The organism is Aeromicrobium sp. Root344 (assembly GCF_001425755.1).
In the GTDB taxonomy this organism is placed as follows: Bacteria; Actinomycetota; Actinomycetes; order Propionibacteriales; family Nocardioidaceae; genus Aeromicrobium.
Map to the genome: position 1 here is coordinate 2,495,732 of NZ_LMDH01000001.1, position 17,368 is coordinate 2,513,099.

Annotated in this window: 18 protein-coding genes; 13 read left to right on the plus strand and 5 right to left on the minus strand. The window is 70.0% G+C overall.

Annotated elements, in window-relative coordinates; all coding sequences use genetic code 11:
- Window positions 1-5: 5 nt before the first annotated feature.
- On the minus strand, window positions 6-851 hold the full coding sequence (locus ASC61_RS12295) for an SDR family oxidoreductase (protein WP_162243673.1): 846 nt from the start codon (window positions 849-851) through the stop codon (window positions 6-8).
- An 88-nt stretch (window positions 852-939) separates the two neighbouring features.
- Between ASC61_RS12295 and mca the strand changes: the two genes are divergently transcribed.
- Together mca and ASC61_RS12305 are read left to right on the plus strand one after the other, a co-directional pair.
- On the plus strand, window positions 940-1,833 hold the full coding sequence (gene mca / locus ASC61_RS12300) for a mycothiol conjugate amidase Mca (RefSeq protein WP_056212290.1): 894 nt from the start codon (window positions 940-942) through the stop codon (window positions 1,831-1,833).
- Between the two features lie 4 nt (window positions 1,834-1,837).
- Window positions 1,838-2,764: a cation diffusion facilitator family transporter gene (locus tag ASC61_RS12305; protein WP_056212292.1), complete on the plus strand. Its 927-nt coding sequence runs from the start codon at window positions 1,838-1,840 to the stop codon at window positions 2,762-2,764.
- Here ASC61_RS12305 and ASC61_RS12310 read toward each other — a convergent pair.
- Window positions 2,761-3,198 carry a DUF3224 domain-containing protein gene (locus ASC61_RS12310; RefSeq protein WP_056212294.1) on the minus strand — a complete coding sequence of 146 codons (438 nt, stop codon included), beginning with the start codon at window positions 3,196-3,198 and terminating at the stop codon, window positions 2,761-2,763. The two genes, ASC61_RS12305 and ASC61_RS12310, sit on opposite strands and share 4 nt — an antisense overlap.
- 37 nt (window positions 3,199-3,235) lie before the next feature.
- Window positions 3,236-3,673 (minus strand): DUF3224 domain-containing protein, encoded by a 438-nt coding sequence (locus ASC61_RS12315; RefSeq protein ID WP_056212296.1) that lies wholly within the window; start codon window positions 3,671-3,673, stop codon window positions 3,236-3,238.
- Window positions 3,674-3,731: 58 nt separating this feature from the next.
- Here ASC61_RS12315 and ASC61_RS12320 point away from each other — a divergent pair, with 58 nt between their 5' ends.
- Window positions 3,732-4,544, plus strand: coding sequence for a helix-turn-helix domain-containing protein (locus ASC61_RS12320; protein WP_056212299.1), 813 nt, complete (start codon window positions 3,732-3,734; stop codon window positions 4,542-4,544).
- A gap of 105 nt (window positions 4,545-4,649) precedes the next feature.
- Window positions 4,650-4,835, plus strand: a complete 186-nt coding sequence (locus ASC61_RS12325; RefSeq protein ID WP_056212300.1) for a hypothetical protein — start codon at window positions 4,650-4,652, stop codon at window positions 4,833-4,835.
- 4 nt (window positions 4,836-4,839) lie between these two features.
- Here ASC61_RS12325 and ASC61_RS12330 read toward each other — a convergent pair whose 3' ends face one another.
- Window positions 4,840-5,283 carry a hypothetical protein gene (locus ASC61_RS12330; protein ID WP_157439480.1) on the minus strand — a complete coding sequence of 148 codons (444 nt, stop codon included), beginning with the start codon at window positions 5,281-5,283 and terminating at the stop codon, window positions 4,840-4,842.
- Window positions 5,284-5,316: 33 nt separating this feature from the next.
- Between ASC61_RS12330 and ASC61_RS12335 the strand changes: the two genes are divergently transcribed.
- Window positions 5,317-7,311, plus strand: a complete 1,995-nt coding sequence (locus tag ASC61_RS12335; RefSeq protein ID WP_056212305.1) for a thioredoxin domain-containing protein — start codon at window positions 5,317-5,319, stop codon at window positions 7,309-7,311.
- On the opposite strand, the gene trhA is transcribed toward ASC61_RS12335, so the two are convergent.
- Window positions 7,283-7,984, minus strand: a complete 702-nt coding sequence (gene trhA, locus ASC61_RS12340) for a PAQR family membrane homeostasis protein TrhA (protein ID WP_056212307.1) — start codon at window positions 7,982-7,984, stop codon at window positions 7,283-7,285. The two genes, ASC61_RS12335 and trhA, sit on opposite strands and share 29 nt — an antisense overlap.
- 41 nt (window positions 7,985-8,025) lie before the next feature.
- On the opposite strand from trhA, the gene ASC61_RS12345 reads away from it, so the two are divergent.
- From ASC61_RS12345 to ASC61_RS12380, 8 genes are all read left to right on the plus strand, one after another.
- A complete protein-coding gene (locus ASC61_RS12345) occupies window positions 8,026-8,787 on the plus strand; it encodes an isoprenyl transferase (protein WP_056212309.1) in 762 nt (253 codons plus the stop codon).
- 262 nt (window positions 8,788-9,049) lie between these two features.
- Window positions 9,050-10,378 (plus strand): PhoH family protein, encoded by a 1,329-nt coding sequence (locus ASC61_RS12350; protein WP_056212311.1) that lies wholly within the window; start codon window positions 9,050-9,052, stop codon window positions 10,376-10,378.
- Between the two features lie 110 nt (window positions 10,379-10,488).
- Window positions 10,489-11,766, plus strand: coding sequence for an MFS transporter (locus ASC61_RS12355; RefSeq protein WP_200935447.1), 1,278 nt, complete (start codon window positions 10,489-10,491; stop codon window positions 11,764-11,766).
- A gap of 104 nt (window positions 11,767-11,870) precedes the next feature.
- Window positions 11,871-13,082: an extracellular solute-binding protein gene (locus ASC61_RS12360; RefSeq protein WP_056212315.1), complete on the plus strand. Its 1,212-nt coding sequence runs from the start codon at window positions 11,871-11,873 to the stop codon at window positions 13,080-13,082.
- Entirely contained in the window at window positions 13,079-13,900 is an 822-nt protein-coding gene (locus ASC61_RS12365) for a carbohydrate ABC transporter permease (RefSeq protein ID WP_056212317.1), read from the plus strand. The genes ASC61_RS12360 and ASC61_RS12365 overlap by 4 nt, the downstream gene beginning before the upstream one ends.
- Complete coding sequence (locus ASC61_RS12370) at window positions 13,897-14,877, plus strand: carbohydrate ABC transporter permease (RefSeq protein ID WP_056212320.1); 981 nt, start codon at window positions 13,897-13,899, stop codon at window positions 14,875-14,877. The genes ASC61_RS12365 and ASC61_RS12370 overlap by 4 nt, the downstream gene beginning before the upstream one ends.
- Entirely contained in the window at window positions 14,874-16,040 is a 1,167-nt protein-coding gene (locus tag ASC61_RS12375) for an ABC transporter ATP-binding protein (protein WP_056212322.1), read from the plus strand. The genes ASC61_RS12370 and ASC61_RS12375 overlap by 4 nt, the downstream gene beginning before the upstream one ends.
- The gene (locus tag ASC61_RS12380) at window positions 16,037-17,368 is read left to right on the plus strand and encodes a DUF2079 domain-containing protein (protein ID WP_056212323.1); all 1,332 of its coding nucleotides are present in this window, start codon (window positions 16,037-16,039) and stop codon (window positions 17,366-17,368) included. Before ASC61_RS12375 ends, ASC61_RS12380 begins: the two co-directional genes overlap by 4 nt.

Sequence of the window (17,368 nt, forward strand, 5' to 3'; positions counted from 1 at the left end):
TTGTCTCAGGAGCCGAGGATCTGCTTCCGTACGGCCTTGTCGAACGTCCGGAACGGCAGCAGGCTCGACGCCGCAGCGATCATCTTGGCTTCGGTGCCGACGAGGTACTCGGCCTTGGCGCGGCGCGCGAACACCGCATGATGAGCCGCCTCGGCGACCTTCGACGCGGGGATGCCGCCGTGACGCGCGTCCTTGGAGATCGACCGCATTGCGGTGAGTGCATCGCCGTAGAGCTCGAGCGCCTGCGGAGAGAGCTTTGCCTCGGCCTCGTCGATGTCGGCGCCGGCCTTGTCCCAGATCGGGGTCGACACCGTCGCCGGGGAGAGCACCGAGACGCCGATGCCCCACGGCTTGAGCTCACGGCGCATCGACTCGGCCATGCCGTTGAGGGCGTGCTTCGAGGCGGCGTAGGGGCCGATGAACGGGGCCGCCATGCGCCCGGCCACGGAGCTGGTGAACACGATGCGACCCTTGCCGTGCTGGCGCAGCAGCGGGAGGAACGCCTGGGTCACGGCGAGCTGGCCGATGACGTTGACCTCGAGCTGGCGGCGCAGGTCGTCGAGGTCGAGGAACTCCAAGGGGCCGCCGACGGCGATGCCCGCGTTGTTGACGATGCCGCGCAGCCGGGTGTCGGTGCCCAGGGCATCGCGGACGACGTCGGCGGCGTCGAGCGCTTCCTGCGCCGACGTGACGTCGAGGCGTACAGGCGTGACGAGCGGGTGTGCCTCGACCGTGGACAGGTCGCGTACGGCGGCGAACACGCGGATGCCGTTGGTGGCGAAGTTGGCGACCATGGCCTCGCCGATCCCGGTCGAGGCGCCGGTCACGATCACGGCATCAGGGGTTGTCATTCCGCGAGTATGGCGGATGGAACAACCCGGGCTGCGCATGATGTTGCAGACAGTGCGAGGATTTTGCTCGAGCCTTCGAAGGAGAACCGTGGTCGACCAGCTGCGCCTCATGCACGTACACGCCCACCCAGACGACGAGTCGAGCAAGGGAGCGGCGTCGACGGCGAAGTATGTCGCCGAGGGCGTCGACGTCCATGTCGCCACGTGCACGGGCGGCGAACGGGGCTCGATCCTCAACCCCGGCTTCGAGCATCCGGGCATCGTCGACAACCCCGAGCTGATCACCGAGATCCGCCGCGAGGAGATGGATCGGGCCCGCGAGATCCTCGGGGTCAAGCAGGACTGGCTCGGCTTCGTCGACTCCGGCTGGCCCGAGGGCGACCCCAAGCCGCCGCTGCCCGAGGGCTGCTTCGCTCTGGTGCCGATCGAGGAGGCCGCAGCGCCGCTCGTACGCCTGATCCGCTCGTTCAAGCCGCACGTCCTGACGACGTACGACGAGAACGGCGGCTACCCGCACCCCGACCACATCAAGTGCCACGAGATCAGCGTCTACGCCTACGAGGCGGCGGCGGATCCGGAGCGCTACCCCGAGACGGGCGAGCCGTGGCAGGTGTCCAAGCTCTACTACCACCTGGGCTGGAGCTGGAAGCGCATGGACGCGATCGCCAAGGCGATGGTGGCGCACGGGCTCGAGAACCCCTACGAGGAGCGCTTCAAGGACTGGGAGCGCAAGCCCGAGGACGAGGCTCGGCTGACGACGCGCGTCGAGTGCGCGGACTACTTCGGCGTACGTGACCAGGCGCTGCTGGCGCACGCGACGCAGATCGACCCCGACGGCTTCTGGTTCGCGATCCCGCACGAGATCCAGGCCGAGGCCTGGCCGACCGAGGACTACCAGCTCGTCGACTCCAAGGTCGAGACCAGCGTCCCCGAGGACGACCTGTTCGCCGGTCTGCGCGAGACGGGCGCCTCCCTGCCGTAGTCGCATGAACTTCACGGTCGTCATCGCCCTGCTCGCCAACGCACTCGTCGCGCTGGCGAAGTCGGCGGCGGCGATGTTCACCGGCTCGGCGTCGATGGTGGCCGAGGCGGCGCACTCGTGGGCCGATGCCGGCAACGAGGTGTTCCTGCTCGTCGCCGACCGACGATCGAGGCGTCATCCGGACCACTCCCACCCGCTGGGCTACGGCCGCGAGGCATACGTGTGGTCGATGTTCGCGGCGCTCGGTCTGTTCGTCGCCGGCGCCGCGGTCTCGATCACGCACGGCGTCCAGGAGCTGATCGACCCGGGCGAGGCGTCGGACTTCCTCGTCGCGTACGTCGTGCTGGGCGTCGCGTTCGTGCTCGAGGGGGTGTCGTTCGTCCAGGCGTTCCGGCAGGTCGGGCGCGAGGCGTCGGCGATCGACCGTGAGCTGCTGGAGCACGCGCTGCACACGTCCGACCCGACGCTCCGGGCGGTGTTCGCCGAGGATGCGGCAGCGTTGCTCGGCATCGTGATCGCCGGCGGTGGCATCGTGCTGCACCAGGTCACGGGTTCGCCGACGCCCGACGCGATCGGCTCGATCCTCGTCGGCGTGCTCCTCGCCGTCGTCGCGATCGTGCTGATCGACCGCAACCGCCGGTTCCTCGTCGGCATGGAGGCGTCGCCGATGCTGCTCGACGCCGCCCGCACGCGGCTCGCGGCGATGGCCGGTGTCTCGAGCGTCGGCTACCTCCACATGGAGTTCGTCGGGCCGCGGCGCGTCTACCTGGTCGCGAGCGTCGACCTGGTCGGCGACGACGTCGAGTCCAGTGTCGCCGACCACTTACGCATGCTGGAGAGCGAGCTCGAGACCGACGAGGCGATCGTCGAGGCCGTGCTGACGGTGTCACGCCCCGGCCAGCCGCCCAACCCCGACCTCGACGCGATCTAGCTCGTCAGCGTGAACTCGTAGCCGCCCTCGGGTGGTGGCCCGGCCATCGACACGTCGGCCGAGCCGGCGAGGTCGGTGAGCTCGTCGGTGCCGAGGCCGGGCAGCACCTCGACGTGGTCGCTGACGGCGCCGTCCTCGTACGAGCCGGTGTGCCGGAACACGCACGATCCCGCCCGGCCGCCGATCGTTCCGGTGAAGCGTTCGTAGCCGACGATGTCGGCGTGCCCGGCCTTGCTGTCGCGGTATGCGAAGAGATAGGTCGTGGCGCCGGTGCCCTCGATGTCGCCGGTGTACTGGAACGTGACCTTGGCCGTCGTGACCCCGCGGCTGGGGTAGTAGGTGCCGTTCTTGGTCTCGCCCTCGCCGTCGATGTCCTCGATGACCGACTCGTCCCAGCCGGTCGGCATGAATCGTCCTGTCGTCTCGGTGCTCATGTGCTCACTGTCCTCCCGTTCGCGGTCGGCGGCATGTTCACAGGTCGTAGCTCAGGGTGATCGGGTAGCCGTCGTCGCTGTGCCCAGCGAGTTCGATCGTCGCCTCGCCCCTCATGCCCTCGAGGCCTCCGGTGCCCATCCCCTCGACGATCGTCAGCGTGGCGCGGACGGCCTCGGCGTCGTGGTCGCCGACGTGCTGGAGCACGAGCGAGCCGTCGTGCCCGTCGATCGAGCCCTCGAACCGCTCGAAGCCGGTGACCGGCGCGAAGCCGTCGTTGTAGGAGATGAGATAGGCCACGGTGCTCGTGCCCTCGATGTCGCCGGAGTAGGCGTACGTCGTGTCGGCCCGCGAGAACCCCCGCTTGGGATAGGTGACCCCGTTGATCTCGGTGCCCTCGCCGTCGATGTCGACGACCACCTTCTCCTCCCACGACGTGACGGTGAACCTGCCTGTGCTGGTGTGTGCTCTGCTCATGGTTCGACGCTAGGAGGCCATGGCCGGAAGTGTCTTGGACAAACGCGACACTGGACGCATGACCTCAGAGCCCGCCGGCAGGGGAGACTCGGCGATCGTGCGGCCGACCGCTGCCGCGCAGCACATCGACATTCGCCGCGTCGTGCCGTCGGAGCGGTGGCAGCCGTTCATCCAGTACCACTGGATCGTCCGCTGGGAGTGCCCCGAGCCGTTCGCGCAGCAGGTCATCCCGCAGCCGTGCGTGCACGTGTCGGCCGAGCCTTTCGAGGGCGCCCCGCGGCTGCTCGTCAACGGGATCACCCGCGAGCCGTTCGTCCGTACGCTCACCGGCACGGGTCACGTGCTCGGCGCCGCGTTCAGGCCGGCGAGCTTTCGTGCCGTGCTCGGCGCCGACCTGAGCTCCGTGGCCGGCCGGATCGTGCCGCTCGGTGAGCTGGTGAGTCACGATGACTCACCAGCCGCCACCGAGATCCTGCGGCCGGACGCGACCGACGAGGATATGGTCGCGGCGCTCGAGGCATGCCTCGACCGGCTCGACGTCATCGCCGATCCCTACGCCGAGGAGCTCAACGACCTCGTCGACGCTGCAGAGCGCGACCGGTCGCTGATCCGCGCCGAGCAGCTGGCTGAGCTCGCCGGGGTGAGCCTGCGGACGCTGCAGCGGCAGTTCACGGCCTACCTCGGCATCGGTCCCAAGTGGGTCGTGCAACGGTTCCGTCTGCTCGATGCCGCGGCGGCTGCGCACACCGGCGTGCGCACGGACTGGGCGGCGTTGGCGACCGACCTCGGCTTCAGCGACCAGGCGCACCTGACCCGCGCGTTCACCGCGGTCGTCGGCACCCCACCCGCGACGTACGCCAGGGACGCCTGACCGCCGCGATGTGGCCTAACCGCCGCGATGTGGCGGCAGAACCACCACGGGAGCGGCACTCCATGGTGGTTCTCCCGCCAGATCGCGGGCGACTACTCTGGAGACATGAACGTGTACGCGATTGCCTCCTTCGTCACGGCCGAGCCGGCCTTCACCGACGACGACGTCAAGCCCGGCTGGCTCGCGCTCGGCATCGTGGTGGCCCTCTGCGTCGCGACGTACTTCCTCGCGCGTTCGTTCCTCCGCCACTCCAAGAAGGCGCAGCAGCCCTGGGAGGGCGAGGACCGCTAGCCGGTCAGAGCCTCAATCGCGGACGACTGAACCAGGCGGTCACGAGTCCGATGACGGCCGCTGCCGCGCACCAGATGGCGATCGAACGCACGGTGGCGGTCGGCATCGGGTCGTACATCGTGCCCGAGTCGTCGCCCAGGTCCGAGATCTGGGTCCCGAAGAAGAAGGCCAGCCACGCACCATTGACCGCGGATGCCGTGCCGGCCGCGAAGGCGACGTCGCGCCACATGAGTCTCGGGTTCCTGACGGACAGGAGGATCAGGACGAGAGTCGTGAGCACCGCCGAGATGACACCCCATTGGAGATAGCTGAGGTTGTCGGCTCTTCCGGGGAGGTCATTCATGAAGTAGCTCGACAGGCCGGCCCAGAAGTAGATGGGGATGCCAACCCCTAAGGTCACGCCGAGCGCGATGAGGGTCGCTCCTGTCGCCGGACTGGAACGCGCCATGCCGACATCGAATCACGCACCTAGGCTGGCGGTATGCCGAATCGCCTCGCGCAGGCCACCAGCCCGTACCTGCAGCAGCACGCTGACAACCCCGTCGACTGGTGGGAGTGGAGCGACGAGGCGCTGGCCGTGGCCCAGGAGCTGGACCGGCCGATCCTGCTGAGCGTCGGCTACGCCGCATGCCACTGGTGCCACGTCATGGCGCACGAGTCGTTCGAGGACGCGGCGACCGCGGCGTACATGAACGACCACTTCGTCAACATCAAGGTCGACCGCGAGGAGCGGCCCGACATCGACGCGGTCTACATGAAGGCCACGACCGCGATGACGGGGCAGGGCGGCTGGCCGATGACGTGCGTGCTGACGCCGACGGGTGAGCCGTTCTTCGCCGGCACCTACTTCCCGCCGGAGCCGCGGCAGGGCGCGCCGGCGTTCACCCAGGTGCTGCAGGCACTGGCGGAGGCGTGGCGTGATCGCCGTGACGAGGTGCTGAAGGTCAGCGGCGACGTGCTCGAGCACCTCCGGCAGAACACCGACGCCGTGGGTGGGCCGCTCGGCGCCGACGTGCTCGACGGGGCGGTCGCGGAGCTCGCCAAGCAGTACGACGCGGAGGCCGGTGGTTTCGGCACCAGCCCCAAGTTCCCGCCGTCGATGGTGCTGGAGTTCCTGCTCCGCAACGCCGCACGTACGGACTCGGACCAGGCGCTCAGCATGGTCGCTGGGTCGTGCGAGGCGATGGCTCGCGGCGGGATGTACGACCAGCTGTCGGGCGGGTTCGCGCGCTACAGCGTCGACCGGTTCTGGCGCGTCCCGCACTTCGAGAAGATGCTCTACGACAACGCGCTGCTGCTGCGGGTCTACCTGCACTGGTGGCGGCAGAGCGGATCGCCGCTCGCCGAACGGATCGCCCGCGAGACCGGGCGGTTCCTGCTCGACGAGCTGCGTACGCCTGAGGGCGGGTTCGCCTCGGCGCTCGACGCCGACAGCGACGGTCATGAGGGGACCTTCTACGTCTGGAACGCCAACCAGCTCATGCGGCTGCTCGGCGCCGACGACGGCGCGTGGGCGGCCCAGCTGCTGGGGGTCACGGGGCCGGGGACGTTCGAGCGCGGGTTCTCGACTCTCCAGCTCCGTGTGGATCCCGACGACCGCGAGCGCTGGGATCGCGTACGCACGACGCTGCTCGCCGCCCGGGCCGAGCGCACCCGGCCGGCTCGTGACGACAAGGTCGTCGCGTCCTGGAACGGCTTGGCGATCACAGCACTCGCCGAGGCCTCGGTGCTGCTCGGGGAGCCGGACTTCGCCCATGCCGCGATCGCGGCAGCCCAGCTGCTGGTCGACGTCCACCTCGCCGACGGCTTCGCACGCACGTCACGCGACGGCGTCGCCGGCGCCAACTCAGCGGTGCTGGAGGACCACGGCGCAGTGGCCGAGGCGTTCATCGCGGTGCTCGGCATCACCGGAGAAGCGGTGTGGCTCGACCGGGCGCGGCAGCTCCTCGACCGCATCGTCGAGCACTTCGCCGACCCCGAGGGCGGGTTCTTCGACACCGCCGACGACGCCGAGTCCCTCGTCGTACGCCCCAAGGACGCCTCCGACAACGCCTACCCGTCTGGCACGTCGGCGGCGGTTGCCGCGTTGCTGTCGTTCGCCGCGATCACCGGCGAGCACGGCTATCGCGCAGCGGCGGAGTCCGGCATTGCCTCGGCGGCCAACATCGCGACGCAGGTGCCGCGCTTCGCCGGCTGGACGCTGGCTGCCGCCGAGGCCGTGCTCGCCGGGCCCCTGGAGGTCGCCGTCGTCGGTCCGCGAGAGGACCGCGTCGCCCTGCACGAGGCAGCCCTGCGGCTCGCGTCGCCGGGCGCCGTCGTGATCGCCGGCGAGGTCGGTCTCGGCATCCCGCTGTTCGAGCAGCGCGGTCTCGTCGACGGCCGCCCTGCGGCGTACGTCTGCGAGGGCTTCGTCTGCCGCCGGCCCGTCACCGATGCCGACGAGCTGGTCAGTGCTTCTGGTACGCCAGCAGGCTGACGCCGATGTAGTGCACGATGAACGCCGCGATCGTGAACGCGTGGAAGATCTCGTGGAAGCCGAAGTACTTGGGCGAGGGGTCGGGCCACTTGAAGCCGTAGACCACGGCGCCGAGCGAGTAGAGCGCTCCGCCCGTGATGAGCAGCACCAGGACCGCGGTCGACGCGTTGTCGACGAACTCGGGGAAGTAGAGCACCGCCGCCCAGCCCAGCAGCAGGTAGAGCGGGACGTACAGCCACCGCGGAGCGCCGATCCAGAAGATCTTGAACGCGACACCGAGCAGCGCGCCGCCCCACACGAGCGAGAGCATGATCGCCGCGTGCTGCTTCGACAGCAGGAGCAGCGAGAACGGGGTGTAGGAGCCGGCGATGAGCAAGAAGATGTTGGCGTGGTCGAAGCGTTTCCAGAAACCCTTGACGCGGTCGTTCCAGGTGCCCCGGTGATAGACCGCGCTGACGCCGAACAACAGCATCGAGCTGACCATGAACACCGCGACACCGACGCGCACCAGGAAGTCGTCGGAGATGACCAGCATCACGATGAACGCGAAGAACGCCAGGGGCAGCGTGATGGCGTGCAGCCACCCGCGGAGCTTGGGCTTGATCTCGTCGACGGTCTCGCGGATCCGATCGGTTGCCTCGTGCACGATGCCCTCGGGCTGCCGGTCGGTCATGCGCACAGCGTAGTGCGTGGCCGGGTACTACTCTGGCCCGCATGGGAGTCAGCGACCTCGCGTACGGCGTGTATGAGCGGCGTCTCGTCAAGAGCCTCGATCCCGCCCGGCTCCCACACCACGTCGGGGCGATCGTCGACGGCAACCGGCGCTGGGCGAAGGGCGCCGGCACGCGGTTCGAGCACGGCTATCAGGCTGGTGCCGACAAGATCTCGGAGTTCGCCCAGTGGTGTGACGAGCTGGGTGTGGAGATCGTCACGCTGTGGCTCCTGTCGACCGACAACCTGCAGCGCTCGCCCGAGGAGGTCGGCAGCATCCTCGCCGCCGTCGAGGGCTTGATGGAGAAGCTGTCGGCCGAGCAGCGCTGGTCGCTGGCGGTCATCGGCAACCTCGACATGCTGCCCGACGAGTCGGCCGGGCGGATGAAGCGGCTCGCCGACTCGACCTCGAACGTCAAGGGCATGCGGGTCAACATCTGCGTCGGCTACGGCGGTCGCCAGGAGCTCACCGACGCGATGCGTTCGCTGCTGCTCGACCAGGCGTCCAAGGGCCGCAGCCTCGCCGACGTGGCCGAGACCCTCGAGGTCGACGACATCGCCGAGCACCTCTACACCAAGGGCCAGCCCGACCCCGACCTCGTGATCCGTACGTCGGGGGAGCAGCGGCTGTCGGGCTTCCTGCTGTGGCAGAGCGTGCACTCGGAGTTCTACTTCAGCGACGCCCTGTGGCCGGCGTTCCGGCACGTCGACTTCCTCCGCGCGATGCGCTCGTACGCCGCAAGGGAGCGAAGGTTCGGCCAGTAGGGCGCACGGCTCGCTGCGCTCGCCGTTCCAGCGACTGCGTCGCTGCCGGGCTTCGCCCGGGCGCCTGCCTCGCTGCGCTCGGTCCATGGTCACCCTGGGCTCGTGTTCACGTGGATGTCACACGCAGTCGGGCGTGTCATACCGAAATCGGCGACCGGCCGCCGTACGTTCGAGATGTGTTGACGCTCGCCCCTGAGCCCCGATTTCCCGCCCACGAGTAGGGCCGGCGCAGGGTGCGCGCGGGCTCGTTGAGGAGACAGTTGTGGCCGCAACGCGCACGAAGAAGCCGAGCACGAGCCCTGTCCGCCGCACGTACGTCCTGGACACCAGCGTCCTGCTCGCGGACCCCAACGCGGTCAACCGCTTCCACGAGCACGAGGTCGTCATACCCGTTGTGGTGATCACCGAGCTCGAGGGCAAGCGGCACGACCCGGAGCTCGGCTACTTCGCCCGCAGCGCGCTGCGCTTCCTCGACGACCTGCGGGTGCTGCACGGCACCCTCGACGTGCCGCTGCCCATCGGCGACGAGGGCGGCACGATCCGTGTCGAGCTCAACCACACCGACTCGTCGTCGCTGCCGTCGGGCTTCCGCCTCGGCGACAACGACACCCGCATCCTGTCGGTCGCCAAGAATCTCGCCGACGAGGGCAACGACGTCACGATCGTCTCCAAGGATCTGCCGATGCGGGTCAAGGCGTCGGCGGTCGGCCTGATTGCCGAGGAGTACCGCGCCGAGCTGGCGCTCGAGTCCGGCTGGACCGGCATGCGCGAGCTCGAGGTCGAGAGCATCGACCTCGACACGCTCTACGAGGGCGGCACGCTCGACCTGCCCGAGGCGCGGGACCTGCCGTGCCACACGGGCCTGGTGCTGCTGTCCGACAAGGGCAGCGGACTCGGCCGGGTCACCGCCGACAAGGAAGTGCAGCTCGTACGCGGCGACCGTGATGCGTTCGGCATCCACGGCCGGTCGGCCGAGCAGCGGGTCGCGCTCGACCTCTTGCTCGATCCCGACATCGGCATCGTGTCGCTCGGCGGCCGCGCCGGCACCGGCAAGTCGGCCCTCGCGCTGTGCGCCGGGCTCGAGGCGACGATGGAGCGCGGCCAGCACAAGAAGGTCGTGATCTTCCGCCCCCTCTACGCCGTCGGCGGCCAGGAGCTGGGCTACCTGCCGGGCAGCGAGTCCGAGAAGATGGGTCCCTGGGGCCAGGCGGTGTTCGACACGCTCGGCGCGGTCGCCTCACCTGCGGTCATCGAGGAGATCCTCGACCGCGGGATGCTCGAGGTGCTGCCGTTGACGCACATCCGCGGCCGCTCGCTCCACGACTCCTACGTCATCGTCGACGAGGCCCAGTCGCTCGAGCGCAACGTCCTGCTGACGGTGCTCTCGCGCATCGGCGCCAACTCCAAGGTCGTCCTCACGCACGACGTCGCCCAGCGCGACAACCTGCGGGTCGGCCGCCACGACGGTGTCGTCGCCGTGGTCGAGAAGCTCAAGGGCCACCCGCTGTTCGCCCACGTCACGCTGACCCGCTCGGAGCGCTCGCCCGTCGCCGCGCTGGTCACCGAAATGCTGGAGGACGTCACCTTGTAGGTCAGAGGGAGGCCGTGGAAGCCGCGGCCTCCCGAGGGGTGACCGGATGTCGCGGACATGTGGCGGCAAACCGGCTGGGGCGGGCCACGCCGTACGACGAGACTTGAGCCGTGCTCGGGGCCAGGTGGATGCGGCGACGCCCCGACCCGGCCGAGTCGCCGTGGCGATTCACCGACTTCAACGTTCTGTTCCGCTCCGCCAGCCTGAGCCAGCTCGCCAGCAACACCGGCTACGTCGCACTCCCTCTGATCGCCGTCACGGCTCTGCGCGCGGGCCCCGCCGAGGTCGGTGCGCTCGCCGCGCTCAGCACGGCGGCGTTCCTGCTGATCGGGCTTCCGGTCGGCGCGTGGGTCGATCGCACTCGGCACCGCCAGGTGCTGATCGTCGCCGACGTCGCCCGAGCGGTCCTGTTCGCCACGATCCCCGTCGCGTGGTGGCTGGACTCCCTCACGATGCAGCAGCTGTACGCCGTGGCGTTCGCAAGCGGCGCGGCGACGGTGTTCTTCGACGTCGGATCGCAGAGCGTGCTGCCCCGCATCGTCGGGCCGGCGGCGCTCGTGCGGGCCAACGCCGCGATCGTCACGATGATCGCGCTGGCCAACGTCGCCGGGCGTGGTGCGGGCGGGGCGCTGGTCCAGCTGCTGACCGCGCCCGTGGCTGCGTTGTGCTCCGCGATCGCCTACCTGCTGTCGGCCGTCACGCTCACCCGGATGACTCGGGTGCCGCGTGCACCGGCCGGCACGGAGGCCCGGCCCCGCCTCGGGGTCCAGATCGTGGAGGGCCTGCGCCACGTCCTGGGGCACGCGGAGCTGCGCGCCCTCGCGTTGACCGCGACGCTCAACAACCTCGGCAGCCAGGTCATCAACACGATGCTGCCGATCCTGTTCGTCCGCGGTCTCGACCTGCCGGCCGGCGCGCTCGGCACCTTCTGGGCGGCCGGCGGCGCGGGCCTGCTCATCGGAGCACGCTGTGCCTTGCCGACGGCGCGACGGCTGGGGTACGGCCGCAACCTCGCGCTGATCGGGCTCTGCGTCGCACCCGCCGCCCTGCTCGTGCCCCTGGTCGACCGGGGTCCGTTGCTGTGGCTCGCCGGCGCCGGCTGGACCCTGGCGCTCTGCAAGACCGGGATGGACAACGTCGTCGGGGTGAGCCTGCGGCAGCGGATGACCCCGCCGGCGCTCGTCGGCCGGATGAACGCCACGTTCCGCTTCCTGCTGACCGGGGCCCTGGCCCTCGGCGCCGTCCTTGGAGGTGTGCTCGGCGAGCTCATCGGCGTCCGCGGGACCCTCTGGGTGGGCGCGGTGATCCTCGCGCTGGCGTTCGTCCCGGTCTTCGTGTCGCCCGTCCGCCGACGCCGCGAGCTGCCCACAGCGCTGGCTGTGACGTGAGTCAACTCATGTGACGGAGGGGCCTTTCCCGGTATCCCCGGGAATGGCCCCTCCTCTGTGGCAAAGTTGCGCAGGTGAGCGCACCAGGGAGGGTATGGGCACGCGTGGGCGCCGCTGCCCTGCTGTGCGTCCTCGCTGCCTGCGGGTCGGCCGGCACCAAGCCCGGCGGGACCCCCACGCTCACCTGGTACGTCGGCCCGGATCGCGCCGACACCGCGGCCCTCGCGCGTACGTGCACCGAGGCGGCCAAGGGTGCCTACGACATCAAGGTCCAGCAGCTGCCGACCGATGTCGACGCGCGGCACGCCCTCCTCGTCCGCCGGCTGGTCGCCAAGGACACGTCGATCGACCTGTTGAGCCTCGACTCGGCGTTCACCGCCGAGTTCGCCGCCGCCGGGTTCCTCGCGCCGCTGCCCGAGGAGCTCAAGGCGCCCTTTGCGCAGGACATCGCGCCGGCTGCGCTCGCGGCTGCGACGTACGACGGCCAGCTCGCCGTGGCGCCGTGGTGGTTCGACCCGCAGCTGCTCTGGTATCGCGGCAACGTCGCCGAGCGGGCCGGTCTCGACACGACCAAGCCCATCAGCTGGGACGACCTCGTCGCGGGCGCGGAGCGGCTCGGCGTGACGATCCAGATCGCCGACGACGACGGCTCGGGGCTGGCGCAGTGGGTCAACGCGCTGGTCAAGGGTGCGGGCGGCTCACTCGTCGACGGCGCGGGTCGCCGCGCCAAGGTCGGTCTCGACACCGCAGCCGGACGAGCCGCCGCTTCGGTCGTCGAGTTCTACCTCGAGTCCGGGGGAGCCGGGCCGTCGAAGGACGCGCTCAAGAAGTTCGCCGGCGCCGAGGGCGGATTCCTGCTGGCCCCGAGCTCGGTCATCGCCGACCGGGACCTCGCCGCGGTGGCCTCGGACCTGTCGTGGACGGCCTATCCCACGGTCGCCGACACCAGCGTCGCGCCGCTGTCCGGTGTCGGCCTCGCGGTGCCGCTCTACGCCCCGCACACCGACCTGTCGTACCAGGCGATCAGCTGCTTGACGTCGCCCGCCGTGCTCACCTCGATCATGGCGAGCACCGGCCACAGCGCGAGCCGCCTCACGACGTACGACGACCCGGCGGTCAAGCGGGCCTATCCGCTGGCCGCGGTGACCCGTCCTGCCGTGCTCTCGGGCGCGACGCTGCCCGTGACGCCCTACTGGCAGGTCGCGGAGCAGGCGCTCGACGACACGTGGTTGCCGCTGCGGGACTTCTCGCAGGACACGACGCTCGAGCACTCGCAGAAGGCCGTACGCGCCGCGATCCGAGGGCAGCTCCGGTGAAGGGCTGGCGCTGGCTCGCCCTGCCGTTCGCGGTCCTGCTGACGATCACAGGCTGGCCGATCGGGCGCGGCATCTGGCTGTCGCTGCACTCCGCTCCGCTGACGAACCCCGACGACCGTACGTTCGTGGGCGCCGACAACTACACCGACGTGCTGACCAACCGAGGTTGGTGGCTCGCGGTCGCCACGACTCTCGTGATCGTCCTGGCCGTCGTGATCCTGCAGCTGCTCGTCGGTCTGGTGTTCGCCGTGGCGCTGCGGCGGCTCACGTTCCTGTGGCCGGTGACCCGCATCATCGTGCTGATCCCGTTCGCCCTGCTCGCGGTCGTGTCGGCCGTCGTGTGGCGCGACGCCGTCACGACCGGGTTCGCGGCCGAGTGGTTCCGTCTCGACGACGTTGGGCCGTTCGGCCAGCTCGTCGGTGTCACGGTCGGTGAGCTCTGGCGCGGCACCGGCATCACGGCCCTGATCCTGCTCGCCGGGCTGCTGCGGGTCCCGAGCTCGCTCATGGCGTCCGCCATCGCCGACGGCGCCACCGCCTGGCAGCGCTCACGACGTGTGGTCCTCCCGGCGATGGGTCCGGCGATCGCGGTCGCCGCGACCTATCGCGGCCTCGACACCTTCCGCATCCTCGAGGGGCCACTGCTGGTCGACCGGCCCGGCGCCACGATCCGCACCGCACCGCTGCTGGTCTGGGACACGACGTTCTCGTCGCTCGAGCTCGGTCTCGGCGCCGCGATGTCGATGGTCCTGCTGGTCATCGCGTTGCTGATGGGCGCGATCATGGTGCCGTTGTTCCGTGTGAGGAGGGTCGTGTGACGCCCTCCGTACGCTCGCGCCTCTGGGCCTCGGGCTTCGCGTTCGTCCTGGGCTTCGCGGTGGCCAACTACGGCATCATCCGGGTCGCCCGGCCCGACCTGTGGATCTGGGTCGGCCTCGCGGTCGTCCTGATGGTCACGAGCGCTGCCGGGGTGCTGTTCGCCGACACCTCGCGACCGCTGTCGATCTGGTCGATCATCGGCATCGAGCTGTTCGCGGTGTTCACCCTCGTGCCGCTGCTCTGGACGTTCACCGTGGCGACCGCGCCGGACGGCACCACCCCGCGATCGGTGTGGCCGCAGGACATCTCGTGGGACGCGTTCGACGGCGCGCTGCACTCGCAGATCCTGCAGGACGCCGCGGTCACCTCGGTCGTGGTCGCCGGCATCGCCACCGCCGTCGCGATGCCGCTGGCGATCGCCGCCGCATACGCCTTCGTGCGCCAGCCGATGCGGGGGCGCCGTGCGGCGTACGGGCTGGTCGTGGCGACGCTCCTGATCCCGCTGCTGGCGCTGGCGGGGCCGATCACCGACCAGGTCATCGCCGCCGACAGGTTCGGCAGCCGGATGTCTCTCGTCCCGCCGGCGCTGCTCATCACGCTGCCGCTGGCGATCTGGCTGTGCGTCACGGTGTTCCGCGACGTGCCGTGGTCGCTGCGCGACGCGGTGCGTGCCGACGGGGCCACCTGGCTGCAGGCATTCGTACGCTTCGGGCTGCCCAACGTCGCGCCGGGCGTCGCCCTCGCGACGGCGCTGGTCTTCGTGGCCGGCTGCAACGACTTCGTCCTCGGCGCCGCGCTCTCGGCCAACGACGAGTCGCGGCCGCTGCCGGCCACCCTGATGCTCGCGACGGGCCAGCTCGAGACCTCGAGCTCCGCCGTCGCCGCGGCCGGGCTGCTGTGGCTCGCGCCGGTCGTCCTCCTGCTGCTCGTGTTCCCGCGCCGGATCACTCAACTCCTGGGAAGGTCGTACCGATGACCTCGATCGAAGTCCGCAACCTCACGACGTCCGGCACGGGTGATCGCCCGCTGCTCGACGACATCAACCTCACGGTGCCGTCGGGTGAGACGCTGGCGCTCACGGGTCCGTCGGGTGCGGGCAAGAGCCTGCTGCTCAAGACCCTCATCGGCCTCGAGGAGCAGACCTCCGGCGACATCCTGATCGACGACGTCGTGGTCAACACCGCCGATCCGCGTCGACGTGACCTCGCGATGGTGTTCCAGGACTACGCCCTGCACCCGCACCTCGACGTGTTCGACAACCTCGCGTTCGCGGCGACCCTGCGTCGCGGCTACAACCGAGGCGAGCTGTCGGAGCGCATCCACGAGGTGGCCGACCTGCTGGCCCTCGGTGAGCTGCTCGACCTCAAGCCCGCCGAGCTCGACGACGCACAGCGCCAGCGCGTCGCCCTGGGCCGCTTGCTCGTGCGCGACGCCAAGGCGTACCTGCTGGATGCCCCGTTCTCGCAGCAGTCCGAGCGCGTGCGCACGCAGGTCCGCTCGGTCACCAGCCAGTGGCAGCAGGAGAACAAGCGCACCTCGATCTTCACGACCAACGACGTCGCGGAGGCGCTCAGCACCGCCGACCGGGTCGCCGTGATGCACCAAGGGTTCATCCACCAGGTCGGCACGCCGCGAGATCTCTACGAACGGCCCGCCGACATGTTCGTCGCCGGCTACCTCGGCTCGCCGCCGATGAACCTCGTGCCGGCGTTCCCGATGGGGCGCCAGCTCGTCATGCCCCTGGCCACGATGCTGCTCGACGACCACCTGCTGGAGCGCATCGGCGAGCGCGGTGTCGTCGTCGCCGGCATCCGGCCCGAGCACTGCTACGACGCGACGGGTCACGGTGGCCAGGCGGTCACCGACCGGGTCGAGTTCACGACCCGCATCGACGACGTGGAGTGGCGCGGCAGCAGCCAGTTCGCCTACCTCGGCTACGACATCGCGCCCGAGGTCGAGGAGCTGCTCAACGAGGTCGAGGACCTGCTCGAGTTCGACCTGTTCCAGAGCTTCCTGGTCGCCGAGCTCGCCGCCGAGAGCACGCTGCGACCGGGCATGTCGATCCGGGTCGTCATCCCGCGCCAGAGGGTGCACGTGTTCGACCCCGAGACGGGTGAGAACCTCACGCTCGCCCGATGACGGGGTCCACTCGCGGCCAGCGGCTGATCGCCGGGCTGCTCGCCGTCGCTGTAGGCGCGGCGTACGGCGTGCTGACGCTGATGCGCTATCGCCGGTTCACGATCTCGTCGTGGGACCACGCGATCTTCGAGCAGGCGGTCAAGGGCTATGCCCGGCCTGGCGCGCCGATCGTCGACGTCAAGGCGCCGGGGTTCAACATCCTCGGCGACCACTTCTCGCCGATCGATGCGCTGATCGCGCCCTTCTACCGGGTCTTTCCGTCAGCGCAGACGATCCTGCTGGCGCAGGTCGTGCTGATCGCGGTCTCCGTGGCGGTGATCGCCCTCGTCGCGATGCGGCACGTCGGCACGCTGACCGGCGCGGTGATCGGCCTCGCGTACGGGTTGTCGTTCGGGCTCCAGTCCGGGGTCGAGGCGGAGTTCCACGAGGTGGCGTTCGGCGCTCCTCTGCTGGCACTGGCCGGTGCGGCGTACGTCGACCGGCGGTTCCGGGCTGTCGTGCTGTGGTCGCTGCCGTTGCTGCTGGTCAAGGAGGACCTCGGACTGACGGTCGCGATGATCGGCGGCGTGCTGTGGCTCGCGGGGGAGCGGCGCCGCGGCGTGCAGCTCGCCGCGACCGGGCTCATCGCGATGGCGTTCATCGTGCTGGTCATCGTGCCGTCGTTCAACCCCGGCGACTCGTACGCCTACACGTCATCGCTCGGCGGTGATCGCGGGATCGTCGCGACGCTGCTCGACGACCCTGACCGCAAGCTGGGCACGGTGGCGCTGACGGTCGGGATCACCGGGCTCGCGGCGCTGGTGTCGCCCTGGGTGCTGCTCGTGCTGCCGACGTTCGCGTGGCGGTTCGCCGGAGACAACGCGTACTACTGGGGCACCGAGTGGCACTACTCGCTGCTGCTCATGCCGATCGTCTTCATCGCGATGGTCGACGGGATGCGCCGGTGGCCGGTGCTGCGGTGGGCGACGGTCGCGGCGGTCGTCGTCACCGGGTTCACGCTGGTCAGCTCGCCGCTCTCGACGCTGCTCGACTCCGAGACGTACGACGAGCCGCCACGTGCGACCGCCGCCCACGCGGTCATCGCCGCGGTGCCGAAGGGCGCGACCGTCGAGACCGACATCGCGATGATGAGCCATCTCGTCACCGACCACACCGTCTACTGGTGGGGCACGATCGGCAAGCAGGTCACTCCGTCGTACGTGCTGTTCGACGCCGCTGCCGGCATCGACTCACCCGTCGACGTCGTCGCGTACGCCGAGGAGGCCCACGGTGGGACGTACGACCTGGTGTTCAACCGCGACGGCTACGTCCTCGCCAAACGCCGCTGA